This window comes from Pseudonocardia nematodicida, from assembly GCF_040105385.1.
Taxonomy (GTDB): Bacteria; Actinomycetota; Actinomycetes; order Mycobacteriales; family Pseudonocardiaceae; genus Pseudonocardia; species Pseudonocardia nematodicida.
Window position 1 is genome coordinate 260,026 of record NZ_JBEDNQ010000007.1, and the last position, 17,849, is coordinate 277,874.

The 17,849-nt window shown below is 74.9% G+C and carries 12 protein-coding genes and 1 riboswitch; of the genes, 5 read left to right on the forward strand and 7 right to left on the reverse strand.

What is annotated here, in order from left to right; translation table 11 throughout:
- Positions 1-71: 71 nt before the first annotated feature.
- Both WIS52_RS18460 and speB read right to left on the reverse strand, forming a co-directional pair.
- Complete coding sequence (locus WIS52_RS18460) at positions 72-1,514, reverse strand: sodium:solute symporter family protein (protein WP_349299522.1); 1,443 nt, start codon at positions 1,512-1,514, stop codon at positions 72-74.
- Entirely contained in the window at positions 1,511-2,479 is a 969-nt protein-coding gene (gene speB / locus WIS52_RS18465; RefSeq protein ID WP_349299523.1) for an agmatinase, read from the reverse strand. Before speB ends, WIS52_RS18460 begins: the two co-directional genes overlap by 4 nt.
- Before the next feature lie 76 nt (positions 2,480-2,555).
- Between speB and WIS52_RS18470 the strand changes: the two genes are divergently transcribed.
- Positions 2,556-3,167, forward strand: a complete 612-nt coding sequence (locus WIS52_RS18470; RefSeq protein ID WP_349299524.1) for a hypothetical protein — start codon at positions 2,556-2,558, stop codon at positions 3,165-3,167.
- Positions 3,168-3,219: 52 nt separating this feature from the next.
- Positions 3,220-3,295, forward strand: a riboswitch (cobalamin riboswitch).
- Between the two features lie 83 nt (positions 3,296-3,378).
- A complete protein-coding gene (gene cobN, locus WIS52_RS18475) occupies positions 3,379-7,038 on the forward strand; it encodes a cobaltochelatase subunit CobN (protein WP_349299525.1) in 3,660 nt (1,219 codons plus the stop codon).
- On the opposite strand, the gene WIS52_RS18480 is transcribed toward cobN, so the two are convergent.
- The 3 genes from WIS52_RS18480 to WIS52_RS18490 all read right to left on the reverse strand — a co-directional run bounded on the left by WIS52_RS18480 (position 7,039) and on the right by WIS52_RS18490 (position 11,147).
- Positions 7,039-8,013 carry a metallophosphoesterase family protein gene (locus tag WIS52_RS18480; protein ID WP_349299526.1) on the reverse strand — a complete coding sequence of 325 codons (975 nt, stop codon included), beginning with the start codon at positions 8,011-8,013 and terminating at the stop codon, positions 7,039-7,041.
- A 64-nt stretch (positions 8,014-8,077) separates the two neighbouring features.
- Complete coding sequence (locus WIS52_RS18485) at positions 8,078-9,694, reverse strand: RecQ family ATP-dependent DNA helicase (protein WP_349299527.1); 1,617 nt, start codon at positions 9,692-9,694, stop codon at positions 8,078-8,080.
- A gap of 46 nt (positions 9,695-9,740) precedes the next feature.
- Entirely contained in the window at positions 9,741-11,147 is a 1,407-nt protein-coding gene (locus WIS52_RS18490; protein WP_349299528.1) for an MFS transporter, read from the reverse strand.
- 102 nt (positions 11,148-11,249) lie between these two features.
- Between WIS52_RS18490 and WIS52_RS18495 the strand changes: the two genes are divergently transcribed.
- Positions 11,250-11,945 carry a hypothetical protein gene (locus WIS52_RS18495; protein ID WP_349299529.1) on the forward strand — a complete coding sequence of 232 codons (696 nt, stop codon included), beginning with the start codon at positions 11,250-11,252 and terminating at the stop codon, positions 11,943-11,945.
- Positions 11,942-13,201 (forward strand): hypothetical protein, encoded by a 1,260-nt coding sequence (locus WIS52_RS18500; RefSeq protein ID WP_349299530.1) that lies wholly within the window; start codon positions 11,942-11,944, stop codon positions 13,199-13,201. The genes WIS52_RS18495 and WIS52_RS18500 overlap by 4 nt, the downstream gene beginning before the upstream one ends.
- A 78-nt stretch (positions 13,202-13,279) precedes the next feature.
- On the opposite strand, the gene WIS52_RS18505 is transcribed toward WIS52_RS18500, so the two are convergent.
- Positions 13,280-14,890, reverse strand: coding sequence for an acetolactate synthase large subunit (locus WIS52_RS18505; RefSeq protein ID WP_349299531.1), 1,611 nt, complete (start codon positions 14,888-14,890; stop codon positions 13,280-13,282).
- Positions 14,891-14,974: 84 nt separating this feature from the next.
- On the opposite strand from WIS52_RS18505, the gene WIS52_RS18510 reads away from it, so the two are divergent.
- Entirely contained in the window at positions 14,975-16,474 is a 1,500-nt protein-coding gene (locus WIS52_RS18510) for an MFS transporter (protein WP_349299532.1), read from the forward strand.
- Here the strand turns inward: WIS52_RS18510 and WIS52_RS18515 are convergent.
- Positions 16,471-17,811: an MFS transporter gene (locus tag WIS52_RS18515; RefSeq protein ID WP_349299533.1), complete on the reverse strand. Its 1,341-nt coding sequence runs from the start codon at positions 17,809-17,811 to the stop codon at positions 16,471-16,473. The genes WIS52_RS18510 and WIS52_RS18515 overlap by 4 nt on opposite strands.
- Between the last annotated feature and the right edge of the window lie 38 nt (positions 17,812-17,849).

A 17,849-nucleotide genomic window follows, 5' to 3' on the forward strand; every position in this document is an offset into this window, starting at 1 on the left:
TCGTGCCGGACAGGCACCGACCGGCGCCCGTCCGGGGTGACCCGGACCCGGGCCGCCCGCGGACGGGTCCCTCAGTCCTCCGTGGCGCCGGCCCGTTCGGCGGTGCCGCGGCTCCGGCGGTCCCACTCGGCGCGGATGTCATCGCCGGTCGGGCGGGTCAGCAGCGACACCACGACGAACGCGACCGCGCCGGACCCGAGCCCGGCGAACACCGGCTCGTTCGCGTAGAGGTCGCACAGCGCGGCCATCGTGCCGAGGGTGGCCACCGTCCCGACGGCCATCGCGGCCAGCGCCCCGGCCCGGGTCGCGCGCCGCCAGAACAGCCCGCCCAGGATCGGCACCAGCAGCCCGCCGACGAGGATCCCGTAGGCCAGGGTCAGTGCCGCGACGACGTCCTGCAGCAGGCAGGCGATCACGATCATGACGGCGCCGAAGCCGGCCACCGCCCACCGGTTGGCCGTGTTCTCGTGGTCATCGGACGGTGGGTCGCTCCGCCGGATCCGGCCGAGCAGGTCCTGGTTGAACACCGTCGCCGTCGCCAGCAGCGCCCCGCTGGAGGTCGACATGACCGCGGACAGGGCGGCCGCCAGCACCAGCCCGGCCAGCACCGGCGGCATCGCCTGCTCGACGATCGTGGCGAACGCGTCGTCCGGGTCGGTCAGGCCGGGCACGAGCACCTGTGCCGCGGTCCCGATCAGCGCGCCGGCCACCCCGTAGGCCAGGCAGTAGACGCCCGCACCGACCCCGGCCCAGCGCGCGACCTCGGGGGAGCGCGCGGTGAACACCCGCTGCCAGATGTCCTGCCCGATGAGCAGGCCGAACCCGTAGGTGACGAAGTAGGTTCCGATCGTGCCGCCGCCGATCGCGGTGAGTGACAGCGCGTCCGCCGGGACGGCCGCGGCGAGGCCGTCCCAGCCGCCGGCCCGCCACAGCACCACCGGCAGCAGGATCAGGAAGATCCCGACCGTCTTGATCAGGAACTGGACGAAGTCGGTGAGCGTGACCGACCACATCCCGCCGAGCGTCGAGTAGATCACCACGACCGCCCCGCCGATGATGATCGCCGGGACGCGCGGCATGCCGAACAGGACGCCGAAGATCGTCGCGTAGGCGATCGTCGAGGTGACCGACAGCATCAGCGTGTAGGCCCACATGACGACGCCCGAGGGCGCGCCCAGTCCGCTGCCGTAGCGCAGCTCCAGCATCTGCCCGACGGTGAACACGCCGAGCCGCTGGATCCGGCCGGAGAACAGCAGCGACAGCACCAGGATGCCGGTGCCGATCGCGACGACCAGCCACATCCCGGAGATGCCGTACTCGTAGCCGAGCCCGACGCCGCCGATCGTCGAGGCACCGCCCAGGACGACCGCGGCCATCGTGCCCGAGTACAGCCACGGCCCGAGCCGGCGCCCGGCGACCAGGAAGTCGGTGCGGTCCCGGGTGCGCCGCCGCCCCCAGAACCCGAACGCGATCATGGCCGCCAGGTAGAGGACGACCACCGCGACGTCGATCATGACGACGCTCCCTTCCCGCGGTTCGCGGCGAGCACCGACAGCAGCTCGTAGGCGACGTGCGCGGCGGCGATCCCGGTGATCTCGGCGTGGTCGTAGGCCGGGGCGACCTCGACGACGTCGGCGCCCACGACGTCGCATCCGGCCAGCGCACGCAGCGTGTGCAGCAGCTCCCGGCTGGTCAGCCCGCCCGCCTCCGGGGTCCCGGTGCCGGGGGCGTGCGCCGGATCCAGGACGTCGATGTCGACCGAGACGTACACCGGCCCGGTGCCGAGCCGGTTCCGCATCCGCTCGACGACGGCCGGCAGCCCCTCGGTCTGGAACGCGTCGGTCCCGATCACCTGGAACCCGAGCACCTCGTCGCGGGTCAGGTCGTCCGAGGAGTACAGCGGTCCGCGGATCCCGACGTGCAGGCAGCGCGCCGGGTCGAGCAGCCCCTCCTCGGCGGCGTTGCGGAACGGGGTGCCGTGCGTGACGTCGGCGCCGAAGTACGGCCCCCAGGTGTCGAGGTGCGCGTCGAAGTGCACGACGGCGACCGGGCCGTGCGTGCGCGCCACCGAGCGGAGCAGCGGCAGCGCGACGGTGTGGTCGCCGCCGATCGCGAGCAGCGTCGTCCCGGCCGCCCGCAGCGAGTCGGCGGCCTGCTCGATGGTGCGCACCGCCGCGCCGATGTCGTAGGGGTCGATGCCGAGGTCGCCGGCGTCGGCGACCTGCTGGGCGGCGAACGGCGAGACGCCCAGCGGCGGGTGGAAGGGCCGCAGCAGCTTCGACGACGCCCGTACGTGCGCCGGGCCGAACCGGGCGCCCGGGCGGTAGGAGACTCCGGTGTCGAACGGCAGGCCGAGCACGGCCACGTCGGCACGCTCCACCTCGTCCAGCCGCGGCAGCCGGGCGAACGTGGCCGGGCCGGCGAACCGGGGGACGGCCTGGGCGTCCACCGGGCCGACCGGTGACGTCGGATCGGACATCGCGGAACCTCCTCGGGTCGAGCGACGGTTCTACCCCGCACCGGTACGCACCCGGACCAGCGGGTACTCCTGGCGTGTGATCGACAGGTTCGACGGCTGGATCTCCGGCCTGGGTACCCGCAGCGGGCGCCGGGTGGTGATCGGGCACTGGCCGCACAGCCCGCTGGGGCCCTTCACCGACGTCATGACCGAGGACGCGCGCGGGCACCGGACCCTGCTCGCCCCCACCGACGAGGTCGCCGACTTCGTCCGGGCCACCTACACCTTCGACGACGTGGTGGTGGTCCCGGTGCGGCACACCCGCTACGACGTCGGCGACGTGCACGCGGTCGTGGCCGGCCCGCTGGAGGTGACCTGGCGGGTCGGGGAGCGCACCGCGCTCGGCCGGCTGCTGCGTCTCGTGCCCGCCCGGCTCGCCACCGACCCCCGCTGGCTGTCCGGGATCGACCCGGTCGCCCGGCGCCTGCTGCCCGGCGTGCGGACGGTCGGCAGCGCCGTCGGCGGGCGTCGCGAGTTCTACGGGGCCCGTGACCTGCACCGGATCGCCGGCGCGCGGGTCCGCTGGGACGGCGCCGACGCCGGCGGGCTCGCCCCGGTCGACCCGCCGGTCCGGTTCGGGTTCGGCTCGGCGCCGCCCACGCCGTCGCACGTGCGGATCACCACCCTGGTCGAGCGCATCTTGACGTGACCGCGGCCCGCCGCCGAAGGTGAACCGACAACCGAAGACGGCGGGTGCGGACCAGGAAGCCGGTGCGAGTCCGGCGCGGTCCCGCCACTGTGATCCCGGGTGCGTGATCCCCGGGGAGCCAGACACTGACCGCGTCCCGCCGCGTCCACATCCAGACGAGGATCTGAGAGGACGGTCCGCCGATGACGCGCGCCCGCACCGGAGCAGCCCGGTGATCCTGCTGCTGTCCACCTCGGACACCGACCTGCTCTCCGCCCGCGCCTCGGGTGCGGACTACCGGCTCGCGAACCCCAACCGCGTGCTGCACGACGAGCTGGCGGCGATGGCGGACGCCGCCGACGTCGTCGTCGTGCGGGTGCTCGGCGGCTACCGCTACTTCGAGGACGGCCTGGACCTGCTGCGGACCCGGTCCACCCCGCTGGTCTGCCTGGGCGGCGAGATGGCCCCGGACGCTGAGATGATGGAGCTGTCGACGACGTCGGCGGGCATCGCGGCCGAGGCGCACACCTACCTCGCCCAGGGCGGCACCGAGAACCTCGCGCAGCTGCACCGGTTCCTGTCCGACACCGTGCTGCTCACCGGCGAGGGCTTCGAGGCCCCGGTCGAGCTGCCGGAGTGGGGTGTCCTGGAGCGGGGGACCGCCGAGGTCGACGGCCCGACGGTGGCCGTGCTCTTCTACCGCGCGCAGTTCCTCGCCGGGAACACCCGCTACATCGAGGCACTGTGCGAGGCCGTCGAGGCGAAGGGAGCGCGCCCGCTGCCGATCTGGTGCGCCTCGCTGCGCCAGGCCCCGGCCGCGCTGCTCGAGACGCTGCGCGAGGCCGACGCCATGGTCGTCACCGTGCTCGCCGCCGGCGGCACGAAGCCCGCGTCCGCGCAGGCCGGCGGCGAGGACGAGGAGTGGGACGTCACCGCGCTCGCCGCGCTCGACGTCCCGATCCTGCAGGGCCTGTGCCTCACCAGTTCCCGCGCCACCTGGGAGTCCAACGACGACGGGCTGTCCCCGCTCGACGTCGCCACCCAGGTCGCGGTCCCCGAGTTCGACGGCCGGCTGATCACCGTCCCGTTCTCGTTCAAGGAGACCGACGACGACGGCCTGTCGGTCTACGTCCCGGATCACGAGCGCGCAGCCCGGGTCGCCGGGATCGCGGTCAACCACGCGAACCTGCGCCGGGTCCCGAACGCGGACAAGAAGATCGTGCTGATGCTGTCGGCGTACCCGACCAAGCACGCGCGGATCGGCAACGCCGTCGGGCTGGACACCCCGGCGTCGGCCGTCGCGCTGATCAAGGCGATGGACGCGGCCGGCTACGAGGTGGGGGAGTTCCCCGGCGTCGAGGCCGGCGACGGCGACGCGCTGATGCACGCGCTGATCGAGGCCGGCGGGCAGGACCCCGACTGGCTGTCGGAGGAGAAGCTGGCCGGGAACCCGATCCGGATCTCCGCCGACGTCTACCGCCGCTGGTTCGCCACGCTGCCCGAGGACTTCCGGTCCGGCGTCGAGGAGCACTGGGGCGAGGCCCCGGGTTCGCTGTACACCTCGAACGGCGACATCGTCGTCGCGGCGCTGCGGTCCGGGAACGTGACGCTGATCGTGCAGCCCCCGCGCGGGTTCGGCGAGAACCCGGTCGCGATCTACCACGACCCGGACCTGCCGCCGTCGCACCACTACCTGGCGGCCTACCGCTGGCTGGCCGCGCCGGCGTCGGACGGCGGGTTCGGCGCGCACGCGATCGTCCACATCGGAAAGCACGGGAACCTGGAGTGGCTGCCCGGCAAGACGCTGGGGATGTCGGCATCCTGCGGGACCGACGCCGTGCTCGGTGACCTGCCGCTGGTCTACCCGTTCCTGGTCAACGACCCGGGCGAGGGCACCCAGGCCAAGCGGCGCGCGCACGCCACCCTGGTCGACCACCTCATCCCGCCGATGGCCCGCGCGGAGTCCTACGGCGACATCGCGCGCCTGGAGCAGCTGCTCGACGAGCACGCCAACATCTCCGCGCTCGACCCGGCGAAGCTGCCCGCGATCCGCCAGCAGATCTGGACGCTGATGACCGCGGCCCAGATGCACCACGACCTCGGCCTGGAGCAGCGGCCCGACGAGGACGTCTTCGACGACATGCTCATGAACGTCGACGGCTGGCTCTGCGAGATCAAGGACGTCCAGATCCGGGACGGCCTGCACGTCCTCGCGCTGGCCCCGTCCGGCGAGCAGCGGGTCGACCTGGTGCTCGCGGTGCTGCGGGCGCGGCAGATGTGGGGCGGCGAGCAGTCCGTGCCCGGGCTGCGCCAGGCGCTCGGGCTGGTCGAGGACGGCACGGAGACCAACTCCCGCACCGACGCCGTCGAGACCGTCGCCCGGGCGCTGGTCGCCGGGATGGAGGCGGCTGGCTGGGACGCCGGGGCGGCGCCGGTGGTGGTCGCCGAGCACCTGCACACCCGACCCGCCGACACCCCCTCTCCGTCCCACGAACGGACCCCTGGGACCGGGGCGGCAGCGCTGCCCGGCGCGGATCCGGCGGCTGTCGAGACGGTGCTGCGCTTCGCCGCCGACGAGGTCGTGCCTCGGCTCGACGCCACCGCGCAGGAGCTGGACCAGGTGCTGCACGCCCTGGACGGCGGGTTCATCCCGGCCGGCCCGTCCGGCTCCCCGCTGCGCGGCCTGGTGAACGTGCTGCCGACCGGGCGGAACTTCTACTCCGTCGACCCCAAGGCCGTCCCGTCGAAGCTCGCCTGGGAGACCGGTCAGGCGATGGCCGAGTCGCTGGTCGAGCGCTACCGGGCCGACCACGGCGAGTACCCGCGCTCGGTCGGGCTGAGCGTGTGGGGGACCAGCGCCATGCGGACCTCCGGCGACGACGTCGCCGAGGTGTTCGCGCTGCTCGGCGTCCGCCCCGTCTGGGACGACGCGTCCCGCCGCGTCCGCGACCTCGAGGTGATCGACCTCGACGAGCTGGGCCGCCCGCGGGTGGACGTCACCGTCCGCATCTCCGGGTTCTTCCGGGACGCGTTCCCGCACGTCCTCGCCCTGCTCGACGACGCCGTGAAGCTGGTCGCCGAGCTCGACGAGACGCCCGAGCAGAACTACGTCCGTGCGCACGTCGCCGCCGACACCGAGCGGCACGGCGACGACCGCCGGGCCCGGACGAGGATCTTCGGGTCCAAGCCGGGCACCTACGGCGCCGGGCTGCTGCAGCTCGTCGACTCCCGGGACTGGCGCGGCGACGCCGACCTCGCCGAGGTCTACTCCACCTGGGGCGGCTACGCCTACGGCCGCGGCCTCGACGGCGTCCCCGCCCGCGACGACATGGAGCACGCCTACCGGCGGATCGCGGTCGCGGCCAAGAACATCGACACCCGCGAGCACGACATCGCCGACTCCGACGACTACTACCAGTACCACGGTGGGATGGTCGCCACGGTGCGCGCGCTGACCGGCTCCGCGCCGGCCGCCTACGTCGGGGACTCGACCCGGCCCGAGGCCGTCCGGACCCGCAGCCTGCACGAGGAGACCGCCCGGGTCTTCCGGGCCCGGGTGGTCAACCCGCGCTGGATCTCCGCGATGCGCCGGCACGGCTACAAGGGCGCCTTCGAGATGGCCGCGACCGTCGACTACCTGTTCGGCTGGGACGCCACCACCGGCGTCATCGCGGACTGGCAGTACGAGACGCTCACCGCCGAGTACGTCCTGGACCCGGAGAACCGCAAGTTCCTCACCGAGTCCAACCCGTGGGCGCTGCACGGGATGGCCGAGCGGCTCCTGGAGGCCGTCGACCGCGGGCTGTGGGAGTCACCGGAACCGTCCACCCTGGACGCATTGCGGGCGGCCTACCTGGAGACCGAGGGCGACCTGGAGGACGACGGGAGCTGACTAGCCCGCGTCGACCTCCAGCCGGTTCACGATCTCGCCGGTGCGGAAGTCGTGCGCCTCGATGTCGACGGAGTCGCCCGCCACCCGGACCCGCAGGCCCTGGTTGAACTCCTCCGGGCTGCCCGGGACCTCCTCGCCGTCCGGGGTGAAGAACCACGGCGTCTGGACCGCACCGGTGTTGACGGCGGTGAACCCGTCGGGATGGCCGCCGGGCACCTCCCGGCGCACGGCCCAGTCGTCGTAGCGCAGGTCGCGGTGGGTGTGCCCGGTGAACAGCACCGCGTCCGGGTGCTCGCCGAGGATCTGCAGCAGCCGGTCCTGCTCCTCGGGCGGGTACTGCGCCCGCCGGTCGTTGCCGCGCGCGACGCCGGTGTTCGACACGGTGTCCGGCAGCGGGTGGTGGGCGAACACCAGGACCGGTCCGGGGCCGGCCGCGGCGCGGTCGAGCTCGCGGTCGAACCAGTCGAGCTGCTCGGGCCCCAGCCGGGCGAGGACCTCGTCGTCCGGTGCGGTCAGGCTGCCCAGGACGATGACCGGGACGTCGCCGACGTCGGTGCGGGAGTACGGCGCGGGCATGCCGGTGTACTCGAGGAAGCGGTCGGTGAGGACCTCCGCCGGCTCGCCGGTCATGTACTCGTGGTTGCCGATCGCGAACAGCGTCCGGTCCGGGGTCGGGCCCCCGTCCAGCACGTCGCGGAACGCCTCGTACTCCTCGACCGCCCCGGTCTGGACGAGATCGCCGACGACGACCAGCGCGTCCGCCGGGCCGGCCTCGTGCAGGCCGGCCAGGGCGTGCTCGAGATCGGGGAGATCGCCCTGGACGTCGCTGATCACGTCCAGCACGACCCCGGATTCCGCGGCGCCGGCGACGGGCGGCTCGGCCCGGGTGAGCGACACGGTGACGGCCGCGGCGACCAGGAGCAGGCCGACGACGCCCGCGCCGAGGACGCGGAGCCGGCGGGGGCTGGGGGACACAGGACCTCCGGAGGCGGTCACGACTGCGCGGTCACCCGTCCTTCGGTGCGGGACGCCCGGCAGTTCACCCGCGCACCGCCAGGAGATCACCCTTCTCGACGGCGGAGCGGGACAGCGTGGTGTAGCCGCGCTCGTCGAACAGGACGGTGAGCCGGTCGTCGTCGGTCCCCAGGACGGTGCCGTCGCCGTAGCGCTCGTGGCGCACCGGCGTGCTCGGGGCGAACGCGTCGCCCGCCGACGGGAGGTGGTCCCCGGCGGTGCCGGCCGCGCAGGTGTCGCAGTTCTCGCAGGTCCGGCCCAGCTCCTCACCGAAGTAGCCGAGCAGGTGCCGGCGCCGGCAGCCCGCGGTGCCGGCGTACTCGGCGAGGACCTCGACGCGGCTGCGGACCAGGCGCCGGTGCCGTTGCGCGGCCGCGACGGCGGCCGAGACCGCGCCGTCGGGGTCGGACACCTCGGCGACCAGGCGGCCCTCGCCGTCGACGCGCACGGAGCCGGTCTCGTCGAGCAGGTTCACCGCCGTCGTCCGCCGTTGTGCGCTCATCCCGGCCCGGCGGCCCAGCTCGGCCGGGGTGAGCGGGCCGTCGGCGAGCGCGTCGAGGACCGCGCGGATCGACCGGGGCCGCGGCTTGCCCGCGGTGAGGAACCGGTGCAGGTCGGAGTCCCCGGCGTGGTGGTGCAGCTCGGCGACCGTCGGCTCGCCGTCCCGCCCGCCGCGCCCGATCTCCTGGTAGTAGGCGTCGAGGGAGCCCGAGCCGGCGGCGTGCAGCACGAACCGGACGTCGGGCTTGTCGATGCCCATGCCGAACGCCGAGGTCGCGGCGACCACGTCCAGGGACCCGTCGGTGAACCGGCCGTGCACGTCGTCGCGGACCGCCCGGCGCAGCCCGGCATGGTAGGCGGCGGCACGCAGTCCCTTGCCGCACAGCGCCTCGGCGACGTCCTCGGTGTCGCGGCGGGTCGCGCAGTACACCAGCCCGGGTCCCGGCAGCCCGACGATCCGGTCGAGGAGCTCGCGACGGCGGGTGCCGGCGTCGGTGTAGGTGCGGGCCGCCAGGTGCAGGGCGGGCCGGTCGAACGAGGCGACGACCTCGCGGGCGTCGTGCATCGCGAGCCGGGTGCGGACGTCGGCCCGCACCGGCGGTGCGGCGGTCGCGGTCAGCGCGACGACCGGGGGTGTGCCGAGCCGCTCGCGGGCCGCGCCGAGCCGCAGGTAGTCGGGCCGGAAGTCGTGGCCCCAGTCCGACATGCAGTGCGCCTCGTCGACGGCGAGGAGCCCCGGCCGGGTCGCCGCCAGCCGGTCGGCGACCTCCGGCACGGCCAGCTGCTCGGGGGTCACGAACACGAACTGCGCGGTGCCCGACTCCAGCCGTTCCCAGGCGTCGGTGCGTTCCGCGGAGCGCTGCGAGGAGTTGATCTCGACGGCGTCGACGTCCCGGGCGGTCAGCGACAGCCGCTGGTCGCGCTGCAACGCCACCAGCGGTGAGACCACCACCGACGGGCCGGACCGCAGCATCCCGGCCAGCTGGTAGATCGCGGACTTGCCGGCACCGGAGGGGAGCACGGCGAGGACGTCGTCGCCGCGGACGGCGTGCTCGACGGCCACCCGCTGTTCGGGGGCGAGGGAGGGCCAGCCGAACCGCTCGGCGGCGAGGCGGTCGATGTCGTCGTGGGGAACGCTCACCGGCGCCGGGTGCCCGGCGACGGGCCGCTCAACCCCCGCTCGCCGATCATCCCGGTTCGGGCAGCCGGGTCCGGCCCGCCGTGGCGGCCCCGGCCAGCGCGAGCGCCGCCACGACCACCATCAGCACCGGCATCGCGACGTCCGGGGAGCCCAGCAGCACCAGCATCGCCCCGCCCAGCCCGATGAACGACGCCGTCGCGAGCTGGTCGAGCAGCTGCGCGGCCGACGAGTGCGACCCGACATCGTCGGCCGCGGAGTGCGCGAGGGTCAGGTAGGCGATCGCGGAGAACGCCACGCCCATCCCCAGCCCGGCCAGCCCCCAGAACCCGATCGCGAGCCAGCCCGGCCACCAGCCCGCCGCGACCGGGACGAGGCCGGCCTGGCCGGCGGCGATCGTCGCGAAACCGGCGCGCAGCATGGCCGAGCGGTCGCGGTCGGGATGGCGGGCCTGCCAGGCGGCCGCGCCGGACCAGCCCAGCGACGCCACGATCAACGGGACCCCGGCCTCGGTGAGCGACCACCCGTGCGTCGCGGTCAGCACCAGCGGCAGGAACGCGCCGACGGTGAAGAAGGCGCCGGCGACCAGCCCGCGCGCCGCGACGACCGACGCGATCCCGGTCCGGGCGGCGAACACCCCCCGCGGCAGCAGCGCCCGCAGTGACGGGACGAGCACCACCAGCGCCGCGACGCCCGCCAGGGCGCCCCGGACGTCGAGGTTCTCCAGCGCCCAGCTCAACCCGGACACCCCCGCGGCGGCGCCGAGCGCGGCCACGACCAGCCGGGCCCCTCGTCCCGGCCGGGCGGGCCGCCCGGCGCCGCCGGCCGGGTGGGAACGCGGAGTCGCCGGCGGGCCGAGACCCCGGACCGCGGGCAGCACCAGCAGCAGCGCGAGCCCGACCAGCGGCAGCAGGCCGAGGAACACCCAGTGCCAGGACAGCCGCTCGCTGACCAGCCCGGCCAGCGGCGGTCCGGTCAGCGACGGCACGACCCACGCCGAGGAGATCAGCCCGAACACCACCGGCCGCTGTCGCGCGGAGTACACCGCGGCGACCAGCACGTAGACCGCGACACCGCCGACGCCGGCACCGAGGCCCTGCAGCACCCGGCCGGTGAGCAGGACGGCCATCGTCGACGCCGTCCCCGCGACCAGCAGTCCGGCGCCGAACACGGCCGGCGCGATCACCAGTGGTACCCGCGGGCCGCGCGCGTCGCACCAGCGGCCGCCGAACGCGGTGCCGAACACCGCCGCGGCCAGGAAGGACACGAAGGGCCAGGCGTACTGATCGATCCCGCCGAGATCGGCGACGACGTCGGGCATCGCGGTGCCGACCCCCATCGACTCGAACGCGGTGAGACTGATCAGCAACAGGATGCCGACGGTCGTCGGTGCCCGGCCCGCCGACCACACTCCCGGTTCCCGCTCCGCCGCGCGTCCGCCCGCCGTTCCGACCACGCCCGCCAGCCTGCGCCCTGCACCCGGGTTCAGGTCAAGCCGATTCGGAGCAGTGCCTCCACGCTGCGTGTTTCCGTCTCCTTCGGACGGGTACTCCCGCGTATGAACCAGCTCACAACGATCATCATCGTGGCGGTGGTGGTGATCGTCGTCGCGGCGATCGCCGTCGTCGTCGCGATGCAGCAGCGCAAGCGGCACTCGGAGAAGCTGCGCGAGCAGTTCGGGCCGGAGTACGAGCGCACCGTCCGGGACGCCGACGACCCGCGGGACGCGGAGAAGGCGCTGGAGGAGCGGCGGAAGCGGCACCGCAAGCTGGAGCTGCGCGATCTCGAGGCGGGCGAGCGCGAGCAGTACCGGGCCCGGTGGAACCACGTCCAGCAGGCCTTCGTCGACGACCCCGGGTCGGCCGTGAACGACGCCGACCGGCTCGTCGCCGAGATCATGTCCGCCCGGGGCTACCCGGTCGACGACTTCGAGCAGCGTGCCGAGGACCTGTCCGTCGAGTACCCGGTGGTGACGCAGCGTTACCGCGAGGCGCTCACGATCTCGCACGCGCACTCGGCCGGCCGGGCCGGGACCGAGGACCTCCGGCAGGCCGTCACGAGTTACCGCGCACTGGTCGACGCCCTGCTCGACGACCGGGACGGCGGCGGGCGGCACACGACCGGCGCGGGGGGCACGAACGCCGGGGGCACGAACGGCGCGGTCGCTCCGGGCGGGCCGACCGGCCAGGGCGACGCGGACGGCCCGGGCGGGGCCGATCCCGGATACGACACACGACGGGGGACACGGGCATGAGCGATCGATCGGACCGGCAGCAGCCGGGCGGCCGCGCCGCGCGGCTGGCCGGAGAGATCAAGGACAAGCTGGTCGGCCGGCCCGAGGACGAGCGGGCCGACGAGCGCGCGGCGGGTGCACCGCCGGCTGCGGGGGGCGGACCGGCGGACGTGCCCGACCAGCGCGACCGGCCCGGGGACCCGTACGCGGGCGGGCAGCCCCCGGCGGCGGACCCGTACGCGGCGCCGCCCGGCGCCGAGCCCGGTGCACCCGGGGCCGGTGCGCCGGGCGCCGATCCGCGGATGACGGACCCGCGCGGGGCCGATCCACGTGGTGCGGACCCCCGCGGGGCCGATCCGCGGGGTGGAGCTCCGCTCGGTGGGGACCCGCGCGGCGGGGACCTGCGTGCGGGAGACCCCCGTGGCGGAGATCCGCAAGGGGGAGTCCCGCGCGGTGGAGACCCGCGTGAGACGGACCCGCGTGCCGGAGATCCGCGTGATCGGGATCTGCGCGGGGGAGACCTGCGTGGTGCCGGCACCCCGGACCGTGCGGCGGGGACGGCCGGAGGGGGACGGGCCGGCGTGGACCCGGGAGCCGGCACCCCGCCGGTGAACCCGCCGGCCGGCGCGCCCGCCGCGGGCGGTCCCGGTGGAGCGGGCCCGGGGGCCGACCCCGCAGCACGTGGCGCCGGCGACCGCATGCCGCCGGCGTCGCCCGGCGGACCCGGCGACCCGGGCGCGGCGTCGCGCACGGCCGCCCCGGCAGCACCCGCCGACCAGCACCTCGGGGCGCAGACCGGGAGGCCGGGGGCCGACCCGGCGACCGGCGGCGCACCGGCCGGTGCGACCGGCGACGTCCCACCCACCCACGTGGCGGGCGGCGGCGCGGCCGCGGCCGGGGCGGGTGCGGCAGCCGGCGTGGCCGCCGACCGGTCCGGCCCGCGGCACCAGATGGCCGGTGACCCCGGGGCGGGAGTGCCGGCCGCGGATGCCGGGGCCGGGGCACCGGGGGAGAGCGCCCTGATCCCGCCCGACCGGACGCGTGAGTACCAGGAGCGCTGGACCGTGCTGAAGGGCGAGTTCGTCGACGAGCCGCGGCAGGCCGTGCACGGCGCCAACCAGCTCGTCGGCGAGGTGCTCGACGAGCTGGAGACGCTGTTCCGCAACCAGCGCGACGACCTGGAGCAGCAGTTCTCTCGGCAGGACGCCTCCACCGAGGACCTCCGGCTGGCGCTCGGCCGCTACCGGGAGTTCTTCGACCGGCTGCTGGCCCTCTAGGACCGGGTCCCGAGGACCCCGCAGGACCCGGGTGGGTCGCCGCGACCCGGCGGCCCACCCGGCAGCACGCAGCACGCGTCAGCCCACCGCCGGCACGATCGCCTCGATCAGGTGCGGGCCCGGCTCCGAGCGCGCCCAGCGCAGCGCGTCGAGCAGCTCGGTGGTCGTCGTCGCCCGCCGGGCCGGGACGCCGAACCCGCCCGCCAGCGCGACGAAGTCCGGTGTCGGGTCGGACAGGTCCATCATCCGGCCCGCCCGTCCCGAGTGCGCCGCCTCGCCGGCGCCGGTCCGGGCCAGCTCGACCCGCAGGATCGCGTACGCCGAGTTGTTGATCACCACGGTGGTCACGTCGAGCCGTTCCCGGGCCTGGGTCCACAGCGCCTGGATCGTGTAGAGGGCGCTGCCGTCGGCCTGCACGGCCACCACCGGCCGGTCCGGCGCCGCCACCGCCGCACCCACCGCCGCCGCCGGGCCCCAGCCGATCGCGCCGCCGGTCAGTGCCAGCTGGGTGTGCGGTGCGGCCGTCTGCAGCGCCGGGCCCAGCGCCGCGCGGGCGGTGACCGACTCGTCGATCACGATCGCGTCCTCGGGCAGGGTGGCCGCGATCGCGGCACACATCGACCGCACGTCCAGCGGACCGGGCGCGGGCTCCGGGGCGTCGAGCGGCGCCACCTCGGCCCGCGCGTCGCCCGCCACCAGCTCGGCCAGTGCGTCCAGCGCGGCGGCCGCGTCGGAGGCGGCGTCGGCGAGCCCGACGACGGTGCACCCGTCCGGCACCAGGTCCCCGCGCCGGCCCGGGTAGCCGAAGAACGTCACCGGGGACCGCGCCCCGGCGAGCACCAGGTGCCGCGCGCCCTCGAGCTGGCCGATCGCCTGCTCGTCGAAGTAGCCGAGCTTCTCGATCGGCGGCCGGCCCGCGCCGGTGTCCCAGCGGCGCGCGAACGTCTCGACCAGCAGCCGGGCCCCGGTGGCAGCCGCGATCCGGCCCGCGGCGTCGACCGCGCGGGCGGTCAGCGCCGGACCGCCGAGCAGGATCACCGCGCCCGGCTCGGCGACCGCGGCCGCGGCGGCCGCCACCCGCTCCTCGGCGGGCGGCTCGGGTGCCGGCCGGGTCCGCGGCGGTGCGGGCACCCCGCCGTCCGACCAGGACACGTCCGCCGGCAGCACGAGCGTCGCGATCTGCCCGCCCCGCTCGCCGGTCGCCGCGACCGCGCGCATCGCGTCCGCGGCCACGTCCCGGACGTCGCCGCAGGTGTGCACCCAGCCCGACACCGTCCGCGCCACCGAGCCGATGTCGGACTCCAGCGGCGCGTCGTGCCGCACGTGGTCGGTGGCGTGCGCCCCCACCACGCACAGCAGCGGGGTGCCTGCCCGGCGGGCGTTGTGCAGGTTCGCCAGCCCGTTGCCCAGCCCGGGCCCGAGGTGCAGCAGCACCGCCGCGGGACTGCCGGTGACCCGGGCCCAGGCGTCGGCCGCGCCCGTCGCGACGCCCTCGAACAGGGTCAGCACCCCGCGCATCTCCGGCACCGCGTCGAGGGCCTGCACGAAGTGCATCTCGGACGTGCCGGGGTTCATGAAGCAGACGTCGACCCCGGCCCCGGCCAGCGAGGAGACCAGCGACTCGGCGCCGTTGCGGGGAGGGGAGGGGACGGACGGGACGGGGGACGGCATCGTCGGCGAACCGGTCATGGTCCCAGTGGACACGGTGTGACCCCGTGCGGTGAACCCCGGACTCGAGTTGCGCCGCGCACCGGGCGGGCGGGGAATGGTCGGGTGAGCACCTCCGGGGAGACCGCTGCGCCCGATCCTGGACTGCCCGATCCACGACGCTGGCAGGCACTGTCGGTCTGCCTGGTCGCCGGGTTCATGACGCTGCTCGACGTCAGCATCGTCAACGTCGCGCTGCCGTCGATGCAGGCCGACCTGGGCGCGTCGGCGGCGCAGCTGTCCTGGGTGGTGTCGGGCTACGCGCTGACCTTCGGGCTGGTGCTCGTCGGTGCCGGGCGGCTCGGCGACGACCGCGGCCGGCGCCGGATGTTCCTGGCCGGGCTGGCGCTGTTCACCCTCACCAGCGCGGTCGCCGGGCTCGCGTGGAACCCGGACGTGCTCGTCGTGGTGCGGCTGCTGCAGGGCGTCTCCGCGGGACTGCTGAGCCCGCAGGTCGTCGGCTTCATCCAGGACCTGTTCCGCGGGCCGGAACGGGGCACCGCGTTCGGGATGTTCGGCGCCGTCGTCGGCATCTCGACGGCGGTCGGCCCGCTGCTCGGCGGGCTGCTCCTGGCCTGGGCCGGTGACGCCGACGGCTGGCGCTGGGTGTTCTACGTCAACGTCCCGATCGGGCTCGCCGCGCTCGTCGCGGCCGCCCGGTTGCTGCCGCACGACACCGTGCGTGGCGCCGAGCGGCGGCCGCTGGACGTCGTCGGCGCCGTCCTGCTCGGCGTCGCGGTGGTCTGCCTCATGCTGCCGCTCGTGCTCTCCGAGCGGGACCCGGCGTCCGCGCCGTGGTGGGTGCTCGCGGTCTCGGCGGCCGCGCTGCTCGCCTTCGCCGCCTGGGAGCGGCGGGCCAAGCGCGCACACGGGCACCCGCTGATCGACTTCTCGCTGCTGCGGACCCGCAGCTACGCCGTCGGCGTCACCCTCGGCATGACCTACTTCGCCGGGTTCACCTCGATCTTCTTCGTACTCACGCTCTACCTGCAGAACGGTCTCGGCTACACGCCGCTGCAGACCGGCCTGACGCTGACCCCGTTCGCGCTGGGCTCGGCGGTGACGTCCGCGCTCGGCGGCCGGCTGGTCTCCCGGTTCGGGCAGCGGATGATCGTCACCGGTCTGGCCGTGGTGCTCGCCGGGCTGGTCGCCACCGACGTCGTGCTCGCCGTGACCGCCGGGAGCCCGTGGGCCGGGGTCGCCGTCGCCGGGCCGCTGCTGGTGGCCGGGGCCGGCGGCGGGCTGGTGGTCGCGCCGAACCAGACGATGGCGCTCTCGGAGATCCCGCACACCTCCGGAGGGACAGCCGGGGGCGTGCTGCAGACCGGGCAGCGGATCGGGACGGCGCTCGGGCTGTCCGCGGTCGGCGCGGTCTTCTTCGGACAGCTGACCGCGACCGGGGACTGGGCGACGGCGATCTCGCACGGGCTGTGGGTGACCGTCGGGCTGGTCGCCGTCGCGCTGGCGCTGGGGGTCTCCGACCTGGTCGCGGCGCGCCGCCGGGCCCGTCGCCGGTGCGGCGTGCACCGGCCGACCCACCTCAGCGGGCCGACCGGCGGCGACTAGCGGCGGGCCGCCGGCTGCGCGGTCTCGTCACGCAGCCCGGAGCGCAGGGTCTCGGTCATCAGGTACGAGCAGCCCAGCGACACCAGCGAGATCATTACGACGTAGCCGGCGACCGCGTACAGCGAGCCCGTCCAGGCGACCAGCGCGGTGCACAGCAGCGGCGCGACGCCGCCCAGGATCGAGGCGATCTGGTAGGCCAGCGACGCCCCGGAGTACCGCATCCGGGTGGAGAACTGCTCGGCGAAGAACGCCGACTGCGGCCCGTAGACGGCGCTGCGGCAGGCCTGTACGACCAGGCCGCCGAGCAGGAACAGCCAGACGTTGCTCGTCGACACCAGCCAGAAGTAGGGCACCGCGAACAGCGCCAGCAGCCCCATCCCGGCCAGGAACATCGGCCGCCTGCCGAGCTTGTCGGACAGCAGACCGAACGCCAGGATCAGCGGGATGTCGGACAGCGACAGGACCGCGTTCGCGGTGAGGATCGTCGTGCGGTCGTAGGCCAGCTCCTGGGTGGCGTAGGTGACCAGCCAGACCGAGCCGACGTAGAACGTCGAGTTGGTCGCCAGGAAGGACCCGGCGGCCAGCATGATCTCCTTGGGGTAGGTGGTGATCGCCTCGAACACCGGCATCCGGTTCGCGGCCTTCTCGTCCATCGCCTTCGTGAACACCGGCGACTCGTGCACCCCGAGCCGGATCCACATCCCGACCCCGATCAGCGCGATGCTGGCCAGGAACGGCACCCGCCAGCCCCAGGTCAGGAACTGCTCGTCGGTGAGCACCGCCGACAGCACCGCGAACGTCGCGGTGCCCAGGACCAGGCCGAGCGGGACGCCGACCTGCGGCCAGCTGCCGTAGAACCCGCGGCGGTGCGCCGGGGCGTGCTCGACGGCCATCAGCGCGGCCCCGCCCCACTCGCCGCCGACCCCGAAGCCCTGCAGGAACCGCAGCGTCACGAGGATGACCGGGGCCCAGATGCCGAGCGTGTCGTATCCCGGCAGCAGTCCCATGAGGACGGTCGCGCCACCCATGAGCAGCAGCGAGTAGACGAGCATCGGCTTGCGCCCGACCTTGTCGCCGAAGTGCGCGAACACCGCACCGCCGAACGGGCGGGCGATGAACCCGACGGCGAAGGCGCCGAACGAGGCCAGCGTGCCGGCGACCGGGTCGACCGACGGGAAGAACACCTGGCCGAACACCAGGGCCGCGGCCGTGCCGAAGATGAAGAAGTCGTACCACTCGATGGTGGTGCCGATGAGGCTGGCGGTGGCGACCTTGCGGGACGACCGGAGGGTGGCTCCGGTGTGCTGTCCCGGCGACGCCGGCGGGACGGAGGACATGGGCGCCGACCGTAAACGCCCGCCCGTTTCGTGTCGAG